Origin of the sequence: Planktothrix mougeotii LEGE 06226 (assembly GCF_015207485.1) — a bacterium.
Lineage (GTDB): Bacteria > Cyanobacteriota > Cyanobacteriia > Cyanobacteriales > Microcoleaceae > Planktothrix.
In genome coordinates this window covers 24712-45720 of the sequence record NZ_JADEWU010000014.1, presented here as the reverse complement: position 1 = coordinate 45720, position 21009 = coordinate 24712, and the positions used below count along the sequence as shown (strand labels likewise).

General features: G+C 38.6%; 21 protein-coding genes. 10 read left to right on the top strand and 11 right to left on the bottom strand.

What is annotated here, in order from left to right; genetic code table 11:
- Positions 1-252: 252 nt before the first annotated feature.
- The 4 genes from IQ236_RS08570 to IQ236_RS08555 form a co-directional block, all read right to left on the bottom strand.
- A complete protein-coding gene (locus IQ236_RS08570) occupies positions 253-771 on the bottom strand; it encodes a DUF3172 domain-containing protein (protein WP_190522399.1) in 519 nt (172 codons plus the stop codon).
- Positions 772-1294: 523 nt separating this feature from the next.
- Positions 1295-1714: an adenosylmethionine decarboxylase gene (speD, locus tag IQ236_RS08565; RefSeq protein WP_193868870.1), complete on the bottom strand. Its 420-nt coding sequence runs from the start codon at positions 1712-1714 to the stop codon at positions 1295-1297.
- An 86-nt stretch (positions 1715-1800) separates the two neighbouring features.
- On the bottom strand, positions 1801-2856 hold the full coding sequence (locus IQ236_RS08560) for a pentapeptide repeat-containing protein (protein WP_193868869.1): 1056 nt from the start codon (positions 2854-2856) through the stop codon (positions 1801-1803).
- A 256-nt stretch (positions 2857-3112) separates the two neighbouring features.
- Positions 3113-3412, bottom strand: coding sequence for a hypothetical protein (locus tag IQ236_RS08555; RefSeq protein ID WP_190522394.1), 300 nt, complete (start codon positions 3410-3412; stop codon positions 3113-3115).
- A gap of 303 nt (positions 3413-3715) precedes the next feature.
- Here IQ236_RS08555 and IQ236_RS08550 point away from each other — a divergent pair, with 303 nt between their 5' ends.
- A complete protein-coding gene (locus IQ236_RS08550) occupies positions 3716-4771 on the top strand; it encodes a glycoside hydrolase family 10 protein (RefSeq protein WP_193868868.1) in 1056 nt (351 codons plus the stop codon).
- A gap of 87 nt (positions 4772-4858) precedes the next feature.
- Here IQ236_RS08550 and IQ236_RS08545 read toward each other — a convergent pair whose 3' ends face one another.
- On the bottom strand, positions 4859-5701 hold the full coding sequence (locus IQ236_RS08545) for a class I SAM-dependent methyltransferase (RefSeq protein WP_193868867.1): 843 nt from the start codon (positions 5699-5701) through the stop codon (positions 4859-4861).
- A gap of 103 nt (positions 5702-5804) precedes the next feature.
- Here IQ236_RS08545 and IQ236_RS08540 point away from each other — a divergent pair, with 103 nt between their 5' ends.
- The 5 genes from IQ236_RS08540 to IQ236_RS08520 all read left to right on the top strand — a co-directional run bounded on the left by IQ236_RS08540 (position 5805) and on the right by IQ236_RS08520 (position 12433).
- Complete coding sequence (locus tag IQ236_RS08540; protein ID WP_228041498.1) at positions 5805-7307, top strand: glycosyltransferase family 2 protein; 1503 nt, start codon at positions 5805-5807, stop codon at positions 7305-7307.
- Between the two features lie 287 nt (positions 7308-7594).
- Positions 7595-8389, top strand: coding sequence for a calcium-binding protein (locus IQ236_RS08535; protein WP_193868866.1), 795 nt, complete (start codon positions 7595-7597; stop codon positions 8387-8389).
- 155 nt (positions 8390-8544) lie between these two features.
- Positions 8545-9492: a HEAT repeat domain-containing protein gene (locus tag IQ236_RS08530; protein WP_228041497.1), complete on the top strand. Its 948-nt coding sequence runs from the start codon at positions 8545-8547 to the stop codon at positions 9490-9492.
- 158 nt (positions 9493-9650) lie between these two features.
- Positions 9651-11948: a tetratricopeptide repeat protein gene (locus IQ236_RS08525; RefSeq protein WP_193868865.1), complete on the top strand. Its 2298-nt coding sequence runs from the start codon at positions 9651-9653 to the stop codon at positions 11946-11948.
- A 2-nt stretch (positions 11949-11950) separates the two neighbouring features.
- A complete protein-coding gene (locus IQ236_RS08520; protein WP_193868914.1) occupies positions 11951-12433 on the top strand; it encodes a hypothetical protein in 483 nt (160 codons plus the stop codon).
- Between the two features lie 13 nt (positions 12434-12446).
- On the opposite strand, the gene IQ236_RS08515 is transcribed toward IQ236_RS08520, so the two are convergent.
- From IQ236_RS08515 to IQ236_RS08490, 6 genes are all read right to left on the bottom strand, one after another.
- The gene (locus IQ236_RS08515) at positions 12447-13772 is read right to left on the bottom strand and encodes a hypothetical protein (RefSeq protein ID WP_193868864.1); all 1326 of its coding nucleotides are present in this window, start codon (positions 13770-13772) and stop codon (positions 12447-12449) included.
- 92 nt (positions 13773-13864) lie between these two features.
- Positions 13865-15091, bottom strand: a complete 1227-nt coding sequence (locus IQ236_RS08510) for an SGNH/GDSL hydrolase family protein (RefSeq protein ID WP_193868863.1) — start codon at positions 15089-15091, stop codon at positions 13865-13867.
- Positions 15088-16302, bottom strand: coding sequence for an SGNH/GDSL hydrolase family protein (locus IQ236_RS08505; protein WP_193868862.1), 1215 nt, complete (start codon positions 16300-16302; stop codon positions 15088-15090). The genes IQ236_RS08510 and IQ236_RS08505 overlap by 4 nt, the downstream gene beginning before the upstream one ends.
- Positions 16303-16305: 3 nt before the next feature.
- Positions 16306-16470, bottom strand: coding sequence for a DUF5989 family protein (locus tag IQ236_RS08500; RefSeq protein WP_190522375.1), 165 nt, complete (start codon positions 16468-16470; stop codon positions 16306-16308).
- The gene (locus IQ236_RS08495; RefSeq protein WP_190522373.1) at positions 16470-16883 is read right to left on the bottom strand and encodes an SxtJ family membrane protein; all 414 of its coding nucleotides are present in this window, start codon (positions 16881-16883) and stop codon (positions 16470-16472) included. The genes IQ236_RS08500 and IQ236_RS08495 overlap by 1 nt, the downstream gene beginning before the upstream one ends.
- A gap of 134 nt (positions 16884-17017) precedes the next feature.
- Complete coding sequence (locus tag IQ236_RS08490; RefSeq protein ID WP_193868861.1) at positions 17018-18949, bottom strand: carbamoyltransferase family protein; 1932 nt, start codon at positions 18947-18949, stop codon at positions 17018-17020.
- Positions 18950-19238: 289 nt separating this feature from the next.
- On the opposite strand from IQ236_RS08490, the gene IQ236_RS08485 reads away from it, so the two are divergent.
- The 4 genes from IQ236_RS08485 (at position 19239) to IQ236_RS08470 (ending at position 20979) form a co-directional block, all read left to right on the top strand.
- The gene (locus IQ236_RS08485; protein ID WP_193868860.1) at positions 19239-19499 is read left to right on the top strand and encodes a hypothetical protein; all 261 of its coding nucleotides are present in this window, start codon (positions 19239-19241) and stop codon (positions 19497-19499) included.
- Positions 19453-19860, top strand: a complete 408-nt coding sequence (locus IQ236_RS27665; protein WP_228041496.1) for a FitA-like ribbon-helix-helix domain-containing protein — start codon at positions 19453-19455, stop codon at positions 19858-19860. Before IQ236_RS08485 ends, IQ236_RS27665 begins: the two co-directional genes overlap by 47 nt.
- Entirely contained in the window at positions 19847-20260 is a 414-nt protein-coding gene (locus IQ236_RS08475; RefSeq protein ID WP_193868859.1) for a type II toxin-antitoxin system VapC family toxin, read from the top strand. Before IQ236_RS27665 ends, IQ236_RS08475 begins: the two co-directional genes overlap by 14 nt.
- A gap of 341 nt (positions 20261-20601) precedes the next feature.
- Positions 20602-20979, top strand: a complete 378-nt coding sequence (locus IQ236_RS08470) for a PH domain-containing protein (RefSeq protein ID WP_193868912.1) — start codon at positions 20602-20604, stop codon at positions 20977-20979.
- Positions 20980-21009 lie beyond the last annotated feature (30 nt).

Below are 21009 nucleotides of genomic sequence, written 5' to 3'. Positions count from 1 at the left end.
CTTACGTTAATCTAATATGAAATCTTTAAATGTTTGCTACGCATCTGTCCCCTGTAGAGACGCGCCATGGCGCGTCTCTACAGGGGATTTAGACGATTATCTGTAGTATCAATTTCAGGATTTCATATAATATTTGGCTATGGAAAAGAAAATAATAACATAATGCAAAGACGCGCCTATATCTACCAAAAAGCTATTAGCGCGTCTCTAAAATGGATTTGATCTTAAAACCTGTTAGAAAGCCAATACTGCTTAAAATCGTTCTGTTTCTGGTCGGCTAGGTGCGGGAACAGCCCCAGGTTGATTAATAAACAGGTTAGCTGCACTATCATTTTGATAAATACAGTTAATCGTGGGATTATTTTCTAATTCTCCGGTAAATCCAAAGGTATTCATCCGTTGTTTACAATCTCGCTCTTGCTGATTATTCAGGAGATTCCGTTGTTTTAAAATCGCCCAGTTACTCGTGCGGAGAACACATCCGGGTTGGAGTTTCGGTTGTGTTACATAAACATTGAAGGGGTTAAGGGTGACAAAGACACGCAGATCCGTTACCATCGCACTTGCACCAAATTTAATACAGGTTTCGGTACTCGGTGCATTGCGGTCAATAAATTGACTGGAGGCGACGTTTTCTGGGGTTAAGGTGGTTGTGGAACTAATTGCAATCCCAATCCCAATTCCCAGAATCAGTACCCCGCCAATCACTGCTAAAGCTGTGTAATTAAAGAGTGAAGGTTTAGCAGGTGCCATTTTGGTTCTACGTCTCATATTAACTCAACAGGGTTGAAACACTCAAACTAGAGTAGAGTATATATTAGGGGTCGAGGGGGGCTTTGCAACCCCCAACTCCCATTCAGAACCGTGAAGAGCGACTTTCACCGCACACGGCTTAAGAGTCTATTTGACAGGAACGTCTCGCACAGCTTCTTCATGTTAACATAATTCAATATATCTAGGGGCATAACTTCCCCTGCATCGTGTTTCCTCTGTTGTCTGAAGACGCGCTCGTTTCCACACTCCCATGCTTTTTTCTATGAATGTTCATTTCAACAAACAATGGCGGAAGGAAAACCCTCCGCCAAGATTGAGTTTGAAGTTGTGAATGTTGATGCAACTTTCAAAGAATGAGTCACTTCACTGTGTGACTGTAACGAAGGTTGAAGACAGGAAATGTTACTTCTTTGTTAAGTTTAAGGATTCTTCAACTCAATTTTGAGGAGATGCCAAAACTAACGAAAGGACGAAGAACAAAACCTATCTTGATTTCATTCCGATGACCGATAGACGGGTTTTAACCGCGAGTTCCAGTCTCAACTAAAGTTGCTAAGGATTCTTCACTAACTGAATCTGGAATTTCAGTGTCTTCGGGTTCATAACCGCGTTTAAATTCCCGGAATCTTACCTGTTTGGCTTGAAGCGCGGTTTCTAGAAATTTAATGGCTCGCTGAGGATTTCCTTTTCCACAAAAGAACAAGTCAGCCGCGAAATATCCCAGTTCTGGCCAAGTGTGTATAGCAATGTGAGATTCAGCTAAGGTTGCTGTTGCAGTTACTCCGTGAGGACTAAACTGGTGTACACATAAGTCGATAAGGGTAGCCCCTCCAGCAGAAATTGCATCAAGCATCGCGCGGCGGATGCGTTCAGGATCGTTCAGAAGTTCTGCGGGACACTGCCAAGCGTCAACGACCAGATGAGTTCCCAATTGTTTCATTCTGTGTGGTTTTACCTCCACCCTATAGTGTCTCAAACTTGACCATCATATCATACATTTTGAGAATTTGTGCAAAAATTTAATCCTTAAGAAGAGGTGGCTCCATTAGGAAGAATCGCTCCTTCCAAAGTGGCTTCATTCAGATTAACAATACTCAGACTCGCACCGATGAGGTTAGCTTCACAGAGGTTAGCCCCGGTTAAATTAGCGCCCTTGAGAGAGGTCAACAGGAGTCCAGCCCCGGTCAGGTTGGCATGACTGAGGTTTGCACCCCGCAAGTCGGCTTCTAAAAGGGTCGCCCCTTCTAAGTTTGCCCCACTGAGATTAGCGCCGCGTAAATTGGCTTGAGTCAAGTCGGCGTGTCTCAAATCAGCATTATGTAAGCTCAAACCGTTTAAATTTGTATTTTGGAGATTCGCATCCTGGAGATGGCTTCCATTGAGGTTGGCTCCGTTTAAGTTCGCGCCACTTAAATCAGCCCCTTGTAAGTTAACCCCCGTTAAATTAGCAACACCCAGATTAGCGTCTCGCAAACTGGCTTCGCTGAAATCCGCATTCACCAGATTAGCACCACTGAGGTTCGCTCGGTTAAGATGCGATCGCACAAATTTAGCTCCCGTTAAATTCGCACCACTGAGATCGACTTCACTTAAAATTGTTCGGGTTAAATTGGCCCCACTTAAATCAGCACCACTTAAAATAGCTCGGCTCAGGGTTGCCCCCACCAAAATCGCGTCGGTTAGTTTACAACCGTTGAGCAGACAAGCTGAAATTAAACTGGCAGAGGTCAGATTAGCGCCCGTCAAATCACTATGAGATAAAATTGCCCCACTCAATAAAACACCACTTAAGTCAGCATGGCGTAAAATGGTATCGGTCAGACTAGCACCACTGAGATTCGCTTCAACTAAAACGGCCATTGAGAGGTTAACTTGACTCAAATCAGCGCCATTCAGGTTCGCTCCAATCAATCGAGCGCGAGATAAATTAGCGCCTTGTAACGTAGCATTACTGAGGTTAATGCGATTGAGCTTAACGTCTTTTAGGCTTGCCGCTATGAGATTAGCAGAACTAAAATTCCTTTCTCCTGTAGCATATCGCGTTAACAACTTATGGGCATCGATAATTTCACTGGCCTTCATAAAAAATGAACGATTTAGTTTAATGTGTTAATAGTGGAAATTGACCCTGAATCGCTTTTAGTGCAGTTCATGGCAACGGAAAACAATGCAAAATAGACGTTGAGATGTTAGAAAAAACCAAAGGTTTTTGGTCGGTTATTATGGATCACTTAGCCCGAATGATCTTGAGTATAAATTCTTGATCGGAATCTAACTGTATCGGGCTTTGCTCCTCGGCTTTATCCAGGTGAACAACTGATCATAGAGTGAGTTCAGCTTAACTCGTATCACCTGCAATCCGAGTGTATTGTTCAATTAATCTCCAAACAATTGCTGAACAAAATTTCTGAAAATAATCCTGTGGCTGAAGTGGAACATTCCCCAAACTTTCAAAAACAACACAAGAGCGAAAATGTAGAGCAGTCGTAGCGACGGGTTGACCCGGATGTTTTAGGGATAAGCTAAAACTCGATAAATTGACGAAGCTTGAGTCTAATGTAGATTTCAGACGAGTATAACGGGCTAGATGTCTACCCCGAAAGAGATTCCTCCATCGCTGTTGATTTGGGATATTCATAAAAGCAGTTTGAATCCTCAAACCCTAACAACCCGTTCTTCCTAATCGCTGACAAGCTAGGCATAATTGCCGTCTTGACCTGTGCTAGGGGGTTCATCTGGGCTAGGATTTGGGAAAACTTATCTTTTCACCTCGATCCGTTAAAATTGCCTCTTAGTTAAACATAATAGCTGAAAACTTAACTAGGCAAGGTAGGTTTTTTCAATTCTGTTAGCTCTGAGGCAGGTTAAAAGTGCTGATTACTCAATCAGTATCCCGAAAAACCTGACTATTAAGATAAAGTGCGATTATGTAGGAGATTCTATGGAAGTTCGTGGTGTCTGGTTAACGAATACCGATAGTCGAGTCATGTTTTCTCGACAGACCATTGCAGAAGCGATGGAGTTTTTGGCGGAAACGGGCTTTAATGTTGTATTTCCAGTGGTTTGGAATAAAGGCGTGACGTTGTATCGCAGTCAAGTCATGGCTCAAGCCTTTGGTGTAGAAATCGATTTTTATGTTAAGGGACGTGACCCCCTGCAAGAGGTGATTGAGGAAGCTCATCGAGTGGGGTTAAACGTCATTCCTTGGTTTGAATTTGGATTTGCTAGTTCTTATCAACAAAATGGCGGTAGAATTCTCGCTCAAAAACCGAGTTGGTCAGGTATTAATTCTACGGGAGGATTAGTTGTTAAAAATGGCTTTGAGTGGATGAATGCTTTTGACCCAGAAGTGCAGGATTTTGTTCTCAGTTTGGTTTTAGAAGTTGTTAGAAAATATGATATTGATGGCATTCAAGGAGATGACCGGATGCCCGCCATGCCGTCTGAAGGAGGCTATGATCCAAAAACGTTGGCTCGTTATCGGGCAGAATTTGGCCGTCAACCTCCAACCTATCATAAAGATCCCCAATGGGTACAATGGCGAGCTAATATTTTAACGAATTTTTTAGTGCGTTTACGTCGAGACGTGAAAGCGATTAAACCGCATTTATTAATTTCAATGGCTCCGAGTATTTATAAATGGGGTTTAGATGAATATTTACAAGATTATATTGCCTGGATTGATCAAGATTTAGTCGATTGGATTCATCCTCAATTATATCGACGCAATTTTTGGAGTTATAAAGGGTTAGTGGATCAATTGGTGGATGTTCAGTTTAGAGATTGGCAACTCCCTAAACTTTCTCCAGGAATTTTAGCAAAAATTGGTTCCTATTGTATTACGACCGATGACTTATTAAAAGCAATTGATTACAATCGATTTAAAGGGGTAAAGGGAGAGGTATTTTTCTTTTATGAAGCCCTCAGACAAAATAATAATGCCTTGGCGACAGCGTTGAAAACAGGCCCCTATGCAACTCCCGCAAAATTGCGATAATTAGAGTTTTAGGGTCGGGTGCGTGCGCCCTACAGACGCAGCACCCCCTATCCCCAAATTAGAGATATGAATGATGATTTTTAAATTTCAAATCAACTCAAAACCCAATACCCAATAACGTAACAAATTTAAGCGACTTACCAGTTCTATACTCGCTGTGATATTGGCAGAGTCCTGTTTCCCGACTTGCTCAAAAAAACGGCGAACGATTGGGTAGGTTGGCAGTGTATTTCGGGTAATATCTTCTTTCAAACTCAAGTTAAATCCCGTTGCTTTTGCTAGTTTTTGATAATCACTGATGGTCAATTCACTATCTACTTTTCCGTAAGTTGAACGGATAGAAGAATTATCTATAGTGCGTAAAAATTTGTACCAATGATAAAAGATTGCGTTGGGTACAAAATCAGAAATTGCTAACCGCCCATGGGGACGAAGTACGCGCTTAACTTCCTTAAAAAAGGCTTCCCGACTGGGAAAATGAAAAATACATTCCACAGCTAAAACGACATCAAAAGATGCGTCTGGAAATGGAAGGTGACAAGCATCTCCTTCGACGAATTCAATCTGGTTATTCTCACGGGGTTGAACTTCTTGTCTGGCTCTTTCTAATTGTCGAGCATCAATATTTAAACCGACTAGCTGCATCTGATTAAAGTTCTCATTCAAACTAGCAATTGTGCCGCCAAAACCACATCCTGCATCCAGTACACGATAGCCATCTTTGACTTGAGCGGCTGCATAAACTTGTTGGGATAATTGTTCTGCTGCGGCGGCAAAATCTGCAATTGACCCATCAGCTTTGGCTGGATTTTCCCAGTAACCCCAGTGGACATGACGACCAAATACTTGTTGTGCATCTGTATCGCCCTCGGCGAAAAGTTCTAGTAGAATATCAAAATAAGGTAGAGAAATCTTAGGAGTTTGGATCATGGATAGAGTTTAGCTACAAATCGTTAGTTCTGATTATCCCATTTATTGGATTAAATAGGGACTATTTTCTCTTTGAGTGTTTAGTCAGTTATTCTAAAGTTGTATGTTAAAAAATTTAGATTTAGAAAAAATTCAGTTATCGGTAATTATTCCCTACTGGAAACAGAGGGATTTTTTATTAGATTTTATTACAGATTTAGAATACACGATGGAGGTGGATTATGAAATTATTATTTTAACTTTAGGTCAGGGCAATTTATTGAGTTTTGAGTTAGAAGATATTCGGAATTATTTAGAATTGCAAGGTCATCAATTTTTGGGGTTTGAACCTTCCCAGACAGCAGAAACTATTTTTAACCAAGCTATTTCAAAAGCAAAAGGGAAGTATATTATTTGGATACAATATCCGGTAGTATTTTTCTCTGAAAGGTTACAGGAAGCGATTGAAATTTTAGATAATCAGTTAGAAATTTGGGGAGTTTATAGTAATAATCAATGGAATTTAGAGCATTTAAATCTAGGTGAAAAACCAGAAATTCAAGGGATTTTTAGAAAATCAATTGGGGAAACAGAGATTGTTTTACAAGAAAGTTCAACAATTACAGAAGCGTTTGATTTTAAATTAAAATTAAAAAATAATCAAAGCTATAACAAATTTTATTATCTGAATCAAAAACTATATAAACTTAAAATAAATGATTTTTTTGAATCAGAAAATCAAAGGTTAAAAGTTCAAGAATTATGTTTAGTGAGTGTTTGTATTCCCACTTATAATGGAGAACAATTTATTGCTGAAGCAATTTCTAGTGTTTTATCTCAAACCTATTCTGCAATTGAATTAATTATTTCTGATGATCATTCTCTCGATCAAACTGTAGCGATCGCTCAATCCTTTCAAAAACAAACCACCATTCCCATTTCTATTTTAACCCATAATTCTCTCGGACTTGCCCAAAATAGTAATTTTTGTATTGAACACTCTCAAGGGAAATATATTAAATTTCTGTATCAAGATGATATTTTACTTCCAAATTGTATTGAAAAAATGGTAACTTTAGCAGAAACTGACCCGGATATTGGATTAGTCTTTTCACCCAGAAAAATGTTTTTTCTCAATCAAGATAATATCGATTTAGATTTGATAGCCGTGTATCAAGATTTTGCTAATTTACATCAAAGTTGGTCAAATTTAAACTTGATTCAATGGGGAATAGAACTCCTCAACGATCCCAATTTATGGGAACATCCGATTAATAAAATTGGGGAACCCAGTACCGTATTATTACGGAAATCAATCTTTGAAGTTATCACCGGTTTTGACCCGGAATTAAATCAGTTAGTTGATTTAGATTTATGGTGGAGAATATTAGCACAGTTTAAAGTCGGCTTTGTAGAAGAAACCTTATCTTATTTTCGTCTCCATCTTCACCAAAAAACCTATGAGAATATGCAGCAAGATCAAGCAATGGATCTCAACTTTTATTATAAAATTTACTCTCATCCTGATTATGATTTTTTTCCCCCGAGTTATCGTGAGCAAGCCTTCTTGATCTATGATTTAATTTTAAACAATAGAAATTATTCGGGTAAAAATTATAAAGATTGATAAACTTTTCAACCCAATGGCGGAACAATTGTTAGAATTGTACTGTCTGGGTATTCAAGTCAACCCTCAACCCCATAAAAATAGAAAGAGTTGACCGATTCAATATTACCCTCTGTCATCATTTTGCCTCTTCCTCTGGGTAGAAAGGGATCATAAATAACCCTTTTTTTTATCAAAATTTTAACACACATCAAATAGGATGACTAGAGAATCTAGCCAATAATTTTTAACTGTGTTAAAATCACCGGAGATCACTCAAAAATTCAAGATTTAGGACTGTTTTAACGATGGCTAATTTTCTGACCCCCAGCACTGTTCCCGGCTTATTTGCACTATTAGGAAGCCCTCAAGATGATAATATTGTCTTATCTTCGGGCCAAGTTTCTGCCTATCGAGATGGCATCCTATTATTGGCAGGAAATGATAATTTACAAGCTATTAATCTGAGCGATAATCTCTTAGTGAATGGGAATCAAGGAAATGATACAATCGTTTCAGGTAATGGATTTGATACCTTATTTGGAGGTCAAGATAATGATCGAATTTTTGCTGGATCTAATAATGATTTAGTCTTCGGAAATTTAGGTAATGATACTCAAGAAGGCGGATTAAATGCGGATTCCCTTTATGGAGGTCAAGGCAATGATACCCTCTATGGTGACGAAAATAATGATCTCCTGTTTGGAGATGTGGGAAATGATATTGTAGATGGGGATGCGGGTGTTGATACCTTAACAGGAGGTTTAGGACTTGATACCTTGATTTTTGATCCTGGTGAAGCGAGTTTTCTGGTACGAGATGTTGATGAAATTCGACAATTTGAAGCTGGAACTAGCGTGTTAAATGGAGATAAAATTGCAGTACCCATAGGAACAGCAATTGATCCTAATTCCTTACTTCGAGATCGGTTTGATTTGTTACCCCAAGACAATGATCTCAATGGCGATGGATTGAATGATATCATCGTAGAATTATTAGATGGGCGAATTTTGGGTGTTGTGATTAATGATGGGTTCTTACCTGCTCAATTATCTCTGGATTTAGATTTTGTTTTTAGTAACAATTTTGACTTTAATTTGTAGCAGGGAAGAGGGAATAGGGAATTACGAATTACGAATTACGAATTACGAATGGGGAAGAGGGAAGAGGGATAATACTTCTGGCTGTTTTAGGTCAGTTGTCAATTATTACACCTATTTGGGATTGCTATATATATCCAAAAACCTAGGATTTTTTCATGGAAACCAACACCAAATTTAATGGGTTTCGTTCCTCAAAATTAGCATTATTATGTCTATCAATAATGTTATTATTTGCCGGAAAAGCCCAAACTCAAGTCACAGCCACAACGGAAGTCATTGATCAATTGCAAAAATTGACCGATACTAACCGACAAAACCGTTTAGAGGCGATTAAAACCTTAAAAACCTTGGGTTCTCCGGCTATTCCAATTTTGGTGGAAGCTCTAACCGACGACCAGGAGAGTATTCGCCGGGGTGCCGCCTTTGCATTAGGGGCGATGGGCCGTGAGGGAGTCGATGCCATTCCGGCGTTGCTATCGGCGTTGAAAGATCCCGTATCTGCGGTTCGCATGGATGTTGCAGTCGCCCTGAAGCAAATTGGTACAGCATCTCCAGAAAGCTTACAGCAAGCGGTTCAGGAGTTAACAGTAGCATTAAATCATCCTGATACTGCCGTGCGTCAGGGGGCAGCCTTTGGGTTAGGAATGGTGGGTGCAGAGGCGACGGATGCCATTCCTCCGTTAATTCTGGCCTTAAAAGACTCCGATGAGGAAGTGCGACTGGCGGCGGCTATTGCGTTGAAGCGCATGGGGGCTGCGGCGGTTCCCGCGTTGAAAGAGGCTTTAAATGATCAAGATATGGGGGTTCGGGCCAGGGCTGCGTTTGCTTTGGGGAATATTCAGGCGTCAGGAATTACGGGGGTGACAGCAGCCCTCCAAAATAGTGATCGTCAAATTCGTCAAACGGCGGCGCTGACCTTGGATGAACTGGCTTCTAACGAGTTAGCTCAGGTATCCAACAGACCGGGAGTGCGTCCCCAAGGAAATCGACCCCAGATGAACCGACCTCTGGGAAATCGACCTCTGGGAAATCGACCCCTTATGAACCGACCGGGGACTCGTCCTCAACCCCAAGGAAATCAAATCCGTCCCAGACGTTCTTAATTATTGAGAACTTACGCACAAGGAGATAAAAAACCCGGTTTCTCCTCAAGGCTAAGAGCTATAAACTTAATTTTGGGTTCAGAAACCGGGTTTTTGCGTAAGTCCTATTATTGATTGGTGCGTGTGCTAGGGGCTTACGCACCCTATTATTTATTGATATGAAGGATCAGGGATTAACGATTAAGAATCAACGCTTATATGCTGAGGCGTTGGCATTAGAACAGGCTGGATATCTTCAGGAAGCTGAAGCCAAGTATCAGCAGCTTTTAGAATTAGATAAAAATCAAGTTGAGGGATGGGATGGGTTATCGAGAATTTATTTTGATCTCGATCAATATGATGCTGCGTTGGATGCTTTGGACTGTTGTTTAAGATTAGATGGAACTCAAGGTTATTACTATTATCGTTTGGGTTTAATTTGGGAAAAACTGGGGAATATTACAGAAGCAATTCTAGCTTATCAAACGGGAATTGAGTTAGATGCTGATGCCAGTGATGGCTGTCTAAAATTGGGGGATATTTGGGCGGAATTGGGGGAGTTAGCATCGGCTGAATTGTGTTATCAAAAGGCAATTGAACGACAACCCTATGAAGTTACAGGTTATTTAAAATTAGGGAATCTTTTTTTAGGAAAGAATCAAGATCTCAATGCGATCGCCATTTATCAAACGGGGTTAAATCTTCATCCCCATGATTCTGATTTATTATATCAGATGGGATTAGTGTTAACGGTTCATCAGGATTCAGAGAGCGCTAATTTATATTTTGGGTTAGCAGCAGAATCTCAACATCGGTATGAAACAGCCATTCAATTTTATCAAACTGTTTTACAGAATTTTGGGGAAACAGTTGAGATTTATTTAAAGTTAGGAAACTGTTACCAAAGGTTAGAACAATGGCAAGAAGCAGTTGATAGTTATGAACAAGGTTTACAACAATTTCCTGATGAGATGGAATTGTATTTGGCTTTAATTTCAGCTTGGCAAAATTTAGGAGAGACTCAGAACGCTTTGCAAATAGCTCAACAAGCAATTGTTCGATTTCCCCATCAGATTACTGTTAAATTGGCTAAACAATCTTTACTTCCGATTTTATATAATCAGTTTGAAGAAGTTGAAGCATACCGTCAATTGTTTACTCAAGAATTAACGTCCTTAATTGCAGAAACAGATTTAGAAAAATTAGAGGTTAGACAACAGGCGTTAACGGCTATTGGCAGGGGAACTCATTTTTATTTACAATATCAGGGATATGATGATTTAGCGTTACAACAACAGTATGGAAAATGGGTTTATCAGGTGATGAAAGCGAATTATCCTGAATGGTCAAAACCTTTATCTTTACCGCCTTTGAAGTCTGATCAAAAAATAAAAATAGGATATATTTCTCCCCATTTAACCTGGCATACTGTGGGATTAGTATTTTTAGGCTGGTTGAGAGATTGCGATCGCAGTCAATTTGAGATTTATTGTTATTTTACGGGGGAAGAAGCCGATCAAATTACAGATTTGTTTGATCTTTATAGTGATCAATTTTATCATATTAATAGCAATTTAGAGACAATTGTTGAACAAATTTTAGCAGATGAATTAGATATTATTGTTTTTTTAGATATTGGGATGTGTCCCCAACTCACCCAAATCGCAGGGTTACGATTAGCACCGATTCAATGTGCCGCCTGGGGACATCCGATAACAACAGGTTTACCAACAATTGACTATTTTATTTCGGCTGAATTATTAGAACGTAAAGATGCTGAAAATCATTATTCAGAAAAGTTAATTCGTTTACCTAATTTAGGGATTAATTATTCTCAACATCTGTCACCGGAAACCCTCAAAAATCGTTTAGATTTTGGATTAAAACAAGCTGGAGTTTTGTATTTATCCTGTCAATCTTTATTTAAGTATTTGCCTGATTTTGATCATTTATTAGTAGAGATATCAAAACAAGTTAAATTCGCTCAATTTGTGTTTTTAGCCCATTGGAATCCTGCCATTACCGAAAAGTTTAGACAACGGTTAAAACGAGTATTTGCTAAAGCGAGTTTAGACATTGATGAATATTGTATTATTTTACCCCGTTTAGATAAAGAAGATTATTTACAATTAAATACCCTAGCGGATATAGGTTTAGATTCTATCCAATTTACAGGATTTTTAACAACTTTAGATAGTTTATCCTGTGGTCTTCCCCTGGTTACTTGTGAGGGGAAATGGATGAGAAGTCGTCAATCTGCGGGACTATTACAGCGATTAGGAATTACAGAAACCATTGCCCAAAATCGAGAAGAATATATTAAAATAGCAATTGAGTTAGGTTTAAATCCAGACTGGAGATTAGCCATTGGAGAAAAAATTAAACAGAATATAGAAAAACTCTATGACGATAAAAGTTGTGTACAAGCTTTAGAGACTTTTTATCAACAAACTGTTCACAGTCTTAATTGTTTTTAATGATGAGTCAAGCTATTTTAGTCAATTTAAGAGAAGCATTTTTTAATGCGCCTGGATTTTGGCAAAGTCGATTTTTAATCAAAACCGGAAATTGGTGTAAATTAGTCGAAGGTTTAGATAAAAGTCGCACCGATGGCTATTCTATTCTTGGCGGTTTTGTGAATCAATGTGATCAATTATCCACGCAACAACCGGGATTATACTTATTTTGTGAAAAGAAAAAACAAAAACAGAATGGGACTGAACGATTATATACGTTATTTATCTTAGAACCTGATGGAAGTGTAGAAGTCCTCAATGAGTTAAAAACCGCTAGTAAAGATTGGGGAGTCCAATTATGGCCCGAAATCGATGCTTATTTTATTCGACAGCAAAATTCTGGAGAAGAAAGAAGACAACAATTATTGCAAGAAATTCAACAATTAGAGTTTGAATTAAAGCAACGTCGCTCTGAATTAGCGGCTTTAGAGCGAATTGAAGATTAAAAAATATCGATTTCTAGGGAGTTGTCTGATTTTTGAAGACATTAAACAGAGAATCAGCAACAAAATTCGATAAAATTGTCTCCCCTGATTTATTAAAATGGCAACAATTATCAATATAAACGGGTTCTTGAGCACTATCGAGAATAGATACCCCATTAAAAAATTGGACGTTATTGGCTTTGAGTTCATCCACTTTTTTTAATAAGAAAGGATATCCTTTTTTGATAGAATCTTTATAAGGACTATCCTCACTAAAGGCAATTTTCTTTTCAGCTTCGCTAAAGACTCGTTTTGTCGGATAATATTGATTGGGTTGTAAAATATGAAAATAAGGAATATTATTGGCAGCTAAAACTTGATGAATTAAAATCGAAGTTTCAGCCCAATTATTGGTAATGTCTTGGAACACTTCAGCATCGGGTAAAACCTGCTCTTCCATATAAAAATAAATCACACTTTCTGCACTGCCATCCTCAGAGGGTTGCTGACGATACCGTTCAAAGCGGGCGACATCCCGACGATAATCTTTAACTAATTCCTGAACATACAAAGACATCACAACATGACAGGAAGCTAAGGGACAATTTTTTAAAGTTTCTAAGGCATTTTTGAGTTTAGGTTTATTATCTTTAAGGCTTAATAAGGCTTCTAGGGCTTTTGTAGATAGGCTATTATTGGCTAAACCTGTTAAGGCTTGAACATGGGATGCGCTGGGCATCGCAAAACTCAATTTCTGTTGATTATTAATACTCGCTAAGGCAACTTCATTAAAGCCATCAATATTAACCACGAAATCAAATTTTTGCCCCAAAGATAGCATATAATTTAATGTAAGTAGCTGTTGAGGCTGTTTATATCCTCCAATCGCTAAGGATATAATAATTAATTCTTTATCTTTAAATTGAGGTAATTTTTGGAGTTTGGTTTCTAAAATTCTATTTTGAATTTCATAAATCGAATAGTTAGATGCAACAGAACCACCTAATACCCCAACAATCACTTGATTAGAATTCGTTTTTTTGTAGGGATAATCGTAGGGAGAAATAAACCCATAATTATTATACTTAAATCCGGGTCTAAAATCCGGGCCTGGTTTTTGAACATATCCAAAATAGGGGTGTAATCGTTCGACAACAGATTCGTTAACTCTAACTCCTTCTAAATTAATTCCTAAATTTTGAATATCCTCTGAACGGTCACGGGTATAATAAAGTTTTTGATGTTTAAAATAATAAAAAATTAAGGAACCAATTTCTAAAAAAACGAATAAAACAACTAAGTTAATTAACCCGATTTTTATACCTTCTTTGACTTTAGGGGAGACTTTAAAATTTTTCATGGTAAGACTGAGAACGTTAAAAAAAATTAAGTGTTTTTTGAGGTAATAAAGATTGATTATATAATAATTTAATCTTAAATTTCCTTTTGATTTTATTTTTGAGGGCTTGGGGATTGACCCATCAGCCGTTGACAGACTTCACTTGCGATTAATTCCCCGGCTTGGCGATTTCCTTCCCGGTTCCAATGTCCGCCACAGGCTTCAGCATTTTTAAATCCATGTAAGCAGACTCCTGTTTTTTCGGCTTGCTTTTGTAAGGGTTCTGCGAGTCGGAAAACGGGGAATCCTTCTCGTTGTCCTAGGGCATAAATTCGTTTATCAGGATAAAAAATATCCTGAATTTGATGAGCTTCCATAAATTTCTGACGTTTTTTCGGGTCAGGTTGAACTTGAAAGGAATCACTCACCATTACCACCATAAAATCCTTGCCTTTTGCTGTGACTTCATTTTTTAGTAAGGTGACTAATTGTTCTGTAATCTTCCAAGCTTGTTGCCAGTTTTGATCAGGAGGTTCTTTATAAAAATTAATATCGGTTTGTTCATAATCTTTTTGTAATTGACGACGTTTAGATTCTATCTCGGCTTGTCGAATCAGCTGTAAAATTCGAGAATTAGCAATTAATTCATAAGGCAATTGATCCAGTTTTGAGAACATATAATAATCTCGTTCCAAACTGGCAGGATTTAAGGTTCTAAACGATAAATCTTCCACAAGTTGACCATTTTTTTCCACAAAATAGGGACGTAAATGATCATGCTCTAAGGGACGATAATTGTTTCTAATATCGTTACCCGGATAGAACCCCAAAATCACTAAATCTGGCGAAAATTGTTGAGCATGATGTCGCCATGTCATTAACTCTTGAGCAGTGCCATAACCTTGAACAGAAAAATTTAAAACTTCAACGGTTTTGCCTTTTAAAACAGGACAACTTTTCAGTTGAGATTGCATTACCGAGGCGGCGGTTTTTTCCAGGGGAACTTGTAACGCTTCCATAAAAGAATCCCCTAAAATTGCAACTCGATAACTATTGGCTGGCTTTTCTAAAGTTCGTTCATAATCCCGCATTCCAAAGGCATTCATTTTTAATTCTGACGCTTCTCCTTCTCCCCGCCAAACGGTTTTAGCATTGGGGCGAGGCGACCAACCCCGATAGGGATCTTTAACGGTATAAGCTAAGGCTTCTGAGTCTGGAGGAAGGGGCGGCGGATATTGAATTCCTGCAACTCGCAAGGCTATTTCACCGAAAATAACAGCTAGGATTAAACTGCCAAAAACTAAACTTGTATTGAGAATTAAAGATTTCAAAACTTTCATAATCCGTTATCAGTTTTACACAATTGATTTGTAATTAATTCTGCGGCTAAATGATGTCCTTTTAAGTTCCAATGTCCCCCACAAAGGGTATTATTTTTTTCAAATCCATGTAAGCAAACTTGATTTTGTTTAGCATAAGCTTGAAAATCGGGAGCTAGGTCTAAGACAGGAAAATTGTTGCGTTTTCCAATGTTTTTTAATTGTTCATTGGGATAATATAAATTATCAATTTTATTAGAGACTTTAAAAAAATGTCGGGTGGCTTCATCTTGATGAACTTGCATTGGATCAGCAATCACCATTAATAAAAATTTAGCTCCTTTGTCTTTGACTTCCTGAGCCATTAATCTGAGGAGAGCTTCAGTAATTTGCCAAGCTTCTTTCCAGTCAGAGTTTTGAGGTTCTCTAAAGGTTGTTACACTTAACTGATTTGAGTGTTTAACTAAATTGTTTTTACGATATTCTAGTTCGGCTTTTTTGGCAACTTGTAAAATTCGAGAATGGTTGACTAACCAATCAGGAAGATGATCAACCGTTGTAATTAAATAGCGGTTACTATAGCCCATAGGTAAGTTGCGGAAGGAAAAATCCGGCTCTAACTGACCATTTTTATAAACAAAAAACGGCCGATAATAGTTGTTTTCTAATTTTCGAGAATTATCAATCACATCATTCCCAATAAAAAAGGAAACAATTACTAAATCCGGGTTATATTTCCCCACTTTTTCTCGCAGGGTAATTAATTCTTGGGCTGTTCCATAGCCATCCACTCCAAAATTGAGAACTTCAATATTTTTTCCCTTGAATTTCGCACAATTTCCCAAGGTTTTTTCTAAAACTGAAGTATAGTTACTGTTAGCAGGAACTTGGGAGGCTAAGGTAAAAGAATCCCCTAAAACTGCAATCCGAAAGGTATTTTTAGGTTTAGCGATCGCATAGTCTTGATCCCGTAATCCATCGCTATTAATTTCAACGTAGGATTCCCCTTCATACTGCCACCATCCTTTTGCTCCGGGTCGATTTGACCAGCCTCGATCAAGATCAGATTGAGTAAAAAAGGAGGGAGAAAAAACTGCATGACTAGGTTCAGGAAGTTTTTTTAATCCCTCAATTTTGGCTAACCTTAAACCAATTTCTCCGATGGCAATCCCTAGGACTAAACTACTTAAAGCCAGCCCTAGATTTACTGCCCATGCTTTCCACTGCCCCATCGTTTAAAACAAGGTATAAATAAAGGGTGCGATCGCAGAACCGTGACTGAGAACAATCAACGCCCCTAATAAAACGAGTGTAATAATTAGAGGCAATAACCAATACTTTTTGCGTTCTTTCATGAACGCCCAAATGTCTTTTAAAAAATCTAATGTTGCTTCAAACACTAGAACGGTCGCTCCATACTTTCTTTAGGTCTGACTTTACTCGCAACCCGATAGGTTGAGAGATTAGGGTTAAATTGACGCTGCATCGCATCAGAACCGAATAGGCGTTTAATAAATCCCATCGGAGCCATCATAACGTAAAAGACGACACCGAGAATAATCTTACTGTTAATTGCCCCCATGAATAACCCAAATTTCATCCACAGGTGATACACCGGATTTAAGGTTTTAGGAGAGATTAATGCCCAAAGGATGAGGATGGTTCCTAATACCCAAGGCCAAGTTCGCGGCGGCCAATGTCCGAGTAATAAAGGCAAAACAACACCAAATAAGCCAATAATAATGGCTCCGGTTGTTAATCCAAATTCGCGTAATCCTTTCGCGTCAAGTTGAGGAATATCGTGATCAGTCATAATGTTGATTCAATGTTGAAAAACCGTAGTGAGGCATTCACGCCTCTTCAATAACAGATGGCACAGCCATCCAGAAAGTCGTTCTAGGTAAAACCTAGAAACTGATAACTGATAACTGATAACTGATAACTGAATTAATCTAATTCAAATTCTTTTTGCCAAGAATCATCTTTTTCCCAAGCGGTTTGTTCAGTTTTGGCTAACAGGAAATTCTCTAAAACCAGATAATCCATTTCGGTTCGCATAAAGCAACGATAGGCATCTTCTGGACTGCCCACAATGGGTTCGCCACGCACGTTAAAAGAGGTATTAACAATCACAGCACAGCCCGTGCGTTTTTCAAAATGATGGATTAAATCGTAATAGCGAGGATTGGTTTCTTTGTGAATGGTTTGTACCCGTGCAGAATAATCAACGTGGGTAATTGCTGGAATTTCTGAACGAGGAACATTGAGTTTTTCAATCCCAAATAATTGTTCCTGTTCCGGGGACATGGGAATTCTTAAATCCTCTTGAACCGGAGCCACAATTAACATATAGGGACTGGGGCGATCTAATTCAAAATAATCAGAAACTCGTTCCGCCCTCACCGATGGGGCAAAGGGTCGGAAAGATTCTCGATACTTGATTTTTAAGTTCATCACTGACTGCATTTTTTGATTGCGCGGATCACCAATAATTGAACGCCCGCCTAACGCCCTCGGCCCAAATTCCATCCGTCCTTGGAACCATCCGACCACGTTTCCATCGGCTAAAATTTCTGCTAAACGAGGCATTAATTCAACATCATCTAATCGTAAATATTTGGCTCCGACGTTATCTAAATATTCCTGAATTTCCACCTCGCTAAATTTCGGCCCCAAATAGGAACCTTGCATATAATCTAAGCGTTTTTGGGTGGTTTTTAGGGCAACAACAGCCGATTTTAAACCCCCATTAGTTTCTAATAGTTTTTCAGCCGAAATATCAAGGGCGAGATCCGTTTCCACGTTACGAGGTTGCTGATGATATTGATACCAAACCGCTAAGGCTGCTCCTAACGCCCCTCCTGCATCTCCAGCAGCCGGTTGAATCCAAATATCTTTAAACGGGCCTTCCCGCAAAATCCGGCCATTAGCCACGCAGTTAAGGGCTACACCCCCAGCTAAACAAAGGTAATCAACGTTTAATTCTTTCTGAACACTGCGAGTTAAACGCAATACCACTTCTTCCGTCACCACTTGAATTGAAGCGGCAATGTCCATTTCCCGTTGACTAATGGGGGTTTCGGGTTTGCGAGGGGGGCCACCAAATAGTTGATCAAATTTGGTATTGGTCATGGTTAAACCAACGGCATAATTAAAATATTCCAAATTTAATCGGAATGTGCCATCGTCTTTTAAATCAATTAAATGGGTGAGGATTTTATCAACATAAATGGGTTCACCATAAGGCGCTAATCCCATTAATTTATATTCCCCAGAGTTTACTTTAAACCCTGTATAATAGGTAAAAGCGGAATAAAGTAAACCTAAAGAATGGGGAAAATCAATTTCCCAAACGGGCGTTAAACTATTACCATCCCCTAACCAAACGGAGGTTGTTGCCCATTCTCCCACGCCATCTAAACACATCACAGCCGCTTTTTGAAAGGGACTGGGAAAGAAGGCAGAAGCCGCGTGAGATTGATGATGTTCTGTAAATAATAAGGGGGGAAGTTTGGCTTTTTTAGCGCCTGCGATCGCACATAATTCTTTTTTTAATACAGATTTTAGGTAAAGTTTTTCTTTTAACCAAACAGGCATGGCTTTAATAAAAGAACGAAACCCGCGCGGTGAGTAGCTGAGGTAGGTTTCGAGGAGTCGCTCAAATTTTACCAGGGGTTTATCGTAAAAAACGACTTGATCAATTTCAAAAAAGGTGATGTTTGCTTCCTGAAGACAATAGCGGATGGCGTTGGCTGGAAATCTAGGATCGTGTTTTTTGCGTGTAAACCGTTCTTCCTGAGCCGCCGCCACGATTTTACCATCACAGACGAGCGCCGCAGCGCTGTCATGGTAATAAGCTGAAATTCCAAGTATGTTCATTGACATCTCCTCACCAGGCGCAGTCGGGCCTGTCTGTGATCATAAAGAAATAATCAAGAGATTATAGCGTTAAGTGGACAATCTGCCACAGGGGTTGACGGTTGGCTGGGATGTTCCGTTGCTGAATTCATGATCTATGAGCAGCCCCAGCGTCCTCGCTCGCTAACTACCGATTAATCCCATTAATCCGTAACTCCTCATTTTTGGAAATTTATGCTACTCTCAAAGAATAGCCCAAAAAAATGGCTTTTTTTATTGATTATTTAGGTAACAAATATGTTAATTAATTATGAACAAACACGAAAAAGTGTTCCAAAAAATTCTCCAAGCTGTTGTAGGAGGTGAAGTTCCAAAAGCGAGTGATTTTAAGTTATGGGCGGTTGTTTCCGATCCTCCTGTCATTGAATTTGATCACGATTTTTCAATAGCCAATAGCGATTTTCTACAAAAAATGATTAGTTTTGAAAAAATCAAAGAAAGTTATCCTAGTTTAATTGATGACAATGTTAAATCTTTATCAATTAATTTTTCTGTTTTGGCGATGCGTTAAAATATTCTTGATTTTATATCAAGAAAATATTCTTAATAACCGCAATCAATTAGGGTTATTATTAATTAATAAGGTAGCTTTAGCAATTGAATTAACTATGATCAATATCACAATTCAAAACTTTGATGATGACTTAAAAAATCGCCTGCAAAAGCGAGCCGAATCCTATGGACGTTCTCTCGAAGAAGAAGCTAGAGAAATCCTCCGGGCTGTCTTGACAGAAAACACTCCCGAACCGTTAAATCTTGCTGTGGCTATTGAACGACGCTTTGCTCATTTTAGCGATTTTGAACTTCCAACTATTCATAGGGAACCTTTACGCGAACCCCCTAATTTTGAGGATTTATATGATTGTACTTGATACCAATGTATTGTCTGAACTGATGCACCCGAAAGGTTCGTTAGTAGTTCGTCAATGGGTAGCAGCACAACCGATAACGAATCTTTTTACAACAACTATCACTCAAGCTGAAATTCTCTATGGAATTGCTTTGTTGCCTTCTGGAAAACGCCAAGCTGAACTCAGCAAATCTGCTCAATTGATGTTTGCTGAAGATTTTGCCGGGCGGATTTTACCGTTTGATGAAACAGCAGCGAACGCTTTTGCTAAAATTGCCACGGAAAGAAGACAAATGGGTAAACCAATTTCCCAAGCTGATGCTCAAATAGCTAGTATTTGTTACACTCGCCAAGCTACTCTTGCTACTCGGAATGTTTCTGATTTTGAAGGGTGTAGTATTACAATTTTTAATCCTTGGTAACCTGATTAAACTTAGGGAAAACCCCCATTTTTCTTTTAATTGATGAGAATGTTAAATCTTTATCAATTCATTTTTCTGTTTTAGCAATGCGTTAAATTATTTTTGATATAAAAGGCATAAAATCCTTTTAATAACCCTGATCAATTCGGATTATTTTTAATTAATAATGTAGGCAGTGCGAGCGTTCTTGCTAACTAATTTCAAGGTTAGCAATTTCAGCCGAGGTAGACACTCCCATTTGGGAACTTCCAGCAAGCTTAAAAGCCCCCATCAAATAGAATTGCTATAATAAACATAACCTTTAAAATCCAAAGGCATCAATTTTCGTTTGGAGGTCAATGATGGGATTAATCGATGGTTTATTAGGTAACGCATCTGAAGTCGATTCAGAAAAGCTACAAGACGGACTTAAGAAACTTTTAGCCGATGGTGAGTCTGTCGAGAGAGCTTATCAGTTAGTTCGGGATTTAATTGTATTCACAAATAAACGATTGATTTTTATTGATAAACAAGGAATTACCGGGAAAAAAATTGAATACCATTCTATCCCCTATCGCAGTATTATTCATTTTAGTATTGAAACATCGGGACACTTTGACCTAGATGCAGAGTTAAAAATCTGGATATCTGGAAGTTCTACACCCATTGAACGAGAGTTTAACAGACGGTTAAATATCTATGAAGTTCAAAGTGTATTAGCTTATTATGTCCTGAAGTAAAATAATTGAAGCTGCTATTTACTGGTATTC

What these genes read in the sequence shown, in the direction of transcription:
- IQ236_RS08570 (WP_190522399.1), bottom strand. Translation starts at nt 771, where the DNA reads ATGAGACGTAGAACCAAAATGGCACCTGCTAAACCTTCACTCTTTAAT.
- speD (WP_193868870.1), bottom strand. Translation starts at nt 1,714, where the DNA reads ATGAAACAATTGGGAACTCATCTGGTCGTTGACGCTTGGCAGTGTCCC.
- IQ236_RS08560 (WP_193868869.1), bottom strand. Translation starts at nt 2,856, where the DNA reads ATGAAGGCCAGTGAAATTATCGATGCCCATAAGTTGTTAACGCGATAT.
- IQ236_RS08555 (WP_190522394.1), bottom strand. Translation starts at nt 3,412, where the DNA reads ATGAATATCCCAAATCAACAGCGATGGAGGAATCTCTTTCGGGGTAGA.
- IQ236_RS08550 (WP_193868868.1), top strand. Translation starts at nt 3,716, where the DNA reads ATGGAAGTTCGTGGTGTCTGGTTAACGAATACCGATAGTCGAGTCATG.
- IQ236_RS08545 (WP_193868867.1), bottom strand. Translation starts at nt 5,701, where the DNA reads ATGATCCAAACTCCTAAGATTTCTCTACCTTATTTTGATATTCTACTA.
- IQ236_RS08540 (WP_228041498.1), top strand. Translation starts at nt 5,805, where the DNA reads ATGTTAAAAAATTTAGATTTAGAAAAAATTCAGTTATCGGTAATTATT.
- IQ236_RS08535 (WP_193868866.1), top strand. Translation starts at nt 7,595, where the DNA reads ATGGCTAATTTTCTGACCCCCAGCACTGTTCCCGGCTTATTTGCACTA.
- IQ236_RS08530 (WP_228041497.1), top strand. Translation starts at nt 8,545, where the DNA reads ATGGAAACCAACACCAAATTTAATGGGTTTCGTTCCTCAAAATTAGCA.
- IQ236_RS08525 (WP_193868865.1), top strand. Translation starts at nt 9,651, where the DNA reads ATGAAGGATCAGGGATTAACGATTAAGAATCAACGCTTATATGCTGAG.
- IQ236_RS08520 (WP_193868914.1), top strand. Translation starts at nt 11,951, where the DNA reads ATGAGTCAAGCTATTTTAGTCAATTTAAGAGAAGCATTTTTTAATGCG.
- IQ236_RS08515 (WP_193868864.1), bottom strand. Translation starts at nt 13,772, where the DNA reads ATGAAAAATTTTAAAGTCTCCCCTAAAGTCAAAGAAGGTATAAAAATC.
- IQ236_RS08510 (WP_193868863.1), bottom strand. Translation starts at nt 15,091, where the DNA reads ATGAAAGTTTTGAAATCTTTAATTCTCAATACAAGTTTAGTTTTTGGC.
- IQ236_RS08505 (WP_193868862.1), bottom strand. Translation starts at nt 16,302, where the DNA reads ATGGGGCAGTGGAAAGCATGGGCAGTAAATCTAGGGCTGGCTTTAAGT.
- IQ236_RS08495 (WP_190522373.1), bottom strand. Translation starts at nt 16,883, where the DNA reads ATGACTGATCACGATATTCCTCAACTTGACGCGAAAGGATTACGCGAA.
- IQ236_RS08490 (WP_193868861.1), bottom strand. Translation starts at nt 18,949, where the DNA reads ATGAACATACTTGGAATTTCAGCTTATTACCATGACAGCGCTGCGGCG.
- IQ236_RS08485 (WP_193868860.1), top strand. Translation starts at nt 19,239, where the DNA reads ATGAACAAACACGAAAAAGTGTTCCAAAAAATTCTCCAAGCTGTTGTA.
- IQ236_RS27665 (WP_228041496.1), top strand. Translation starts at nt 19,453, where the DNA reads ATGTTAAATCTTTATCAATTAATTTTTCTGTTTTGGCGATGCGTTAAA.
- IQ236_RS08475 (WP_193868859.1), top strand. Translation starts at nt 19,847, where the DNA reads ATGATTGTACTTGATACCAATGTATTGTCTGAACTGATGCACCCGAAA.
- IQ236_RS08470 (WP_193868912.1), top strand. Translation starts at nt 20,602, where the DNA reads ATGGGATTAATCGATGGTTTATTAGGTAACGCATCTGAAGTCGATTCA.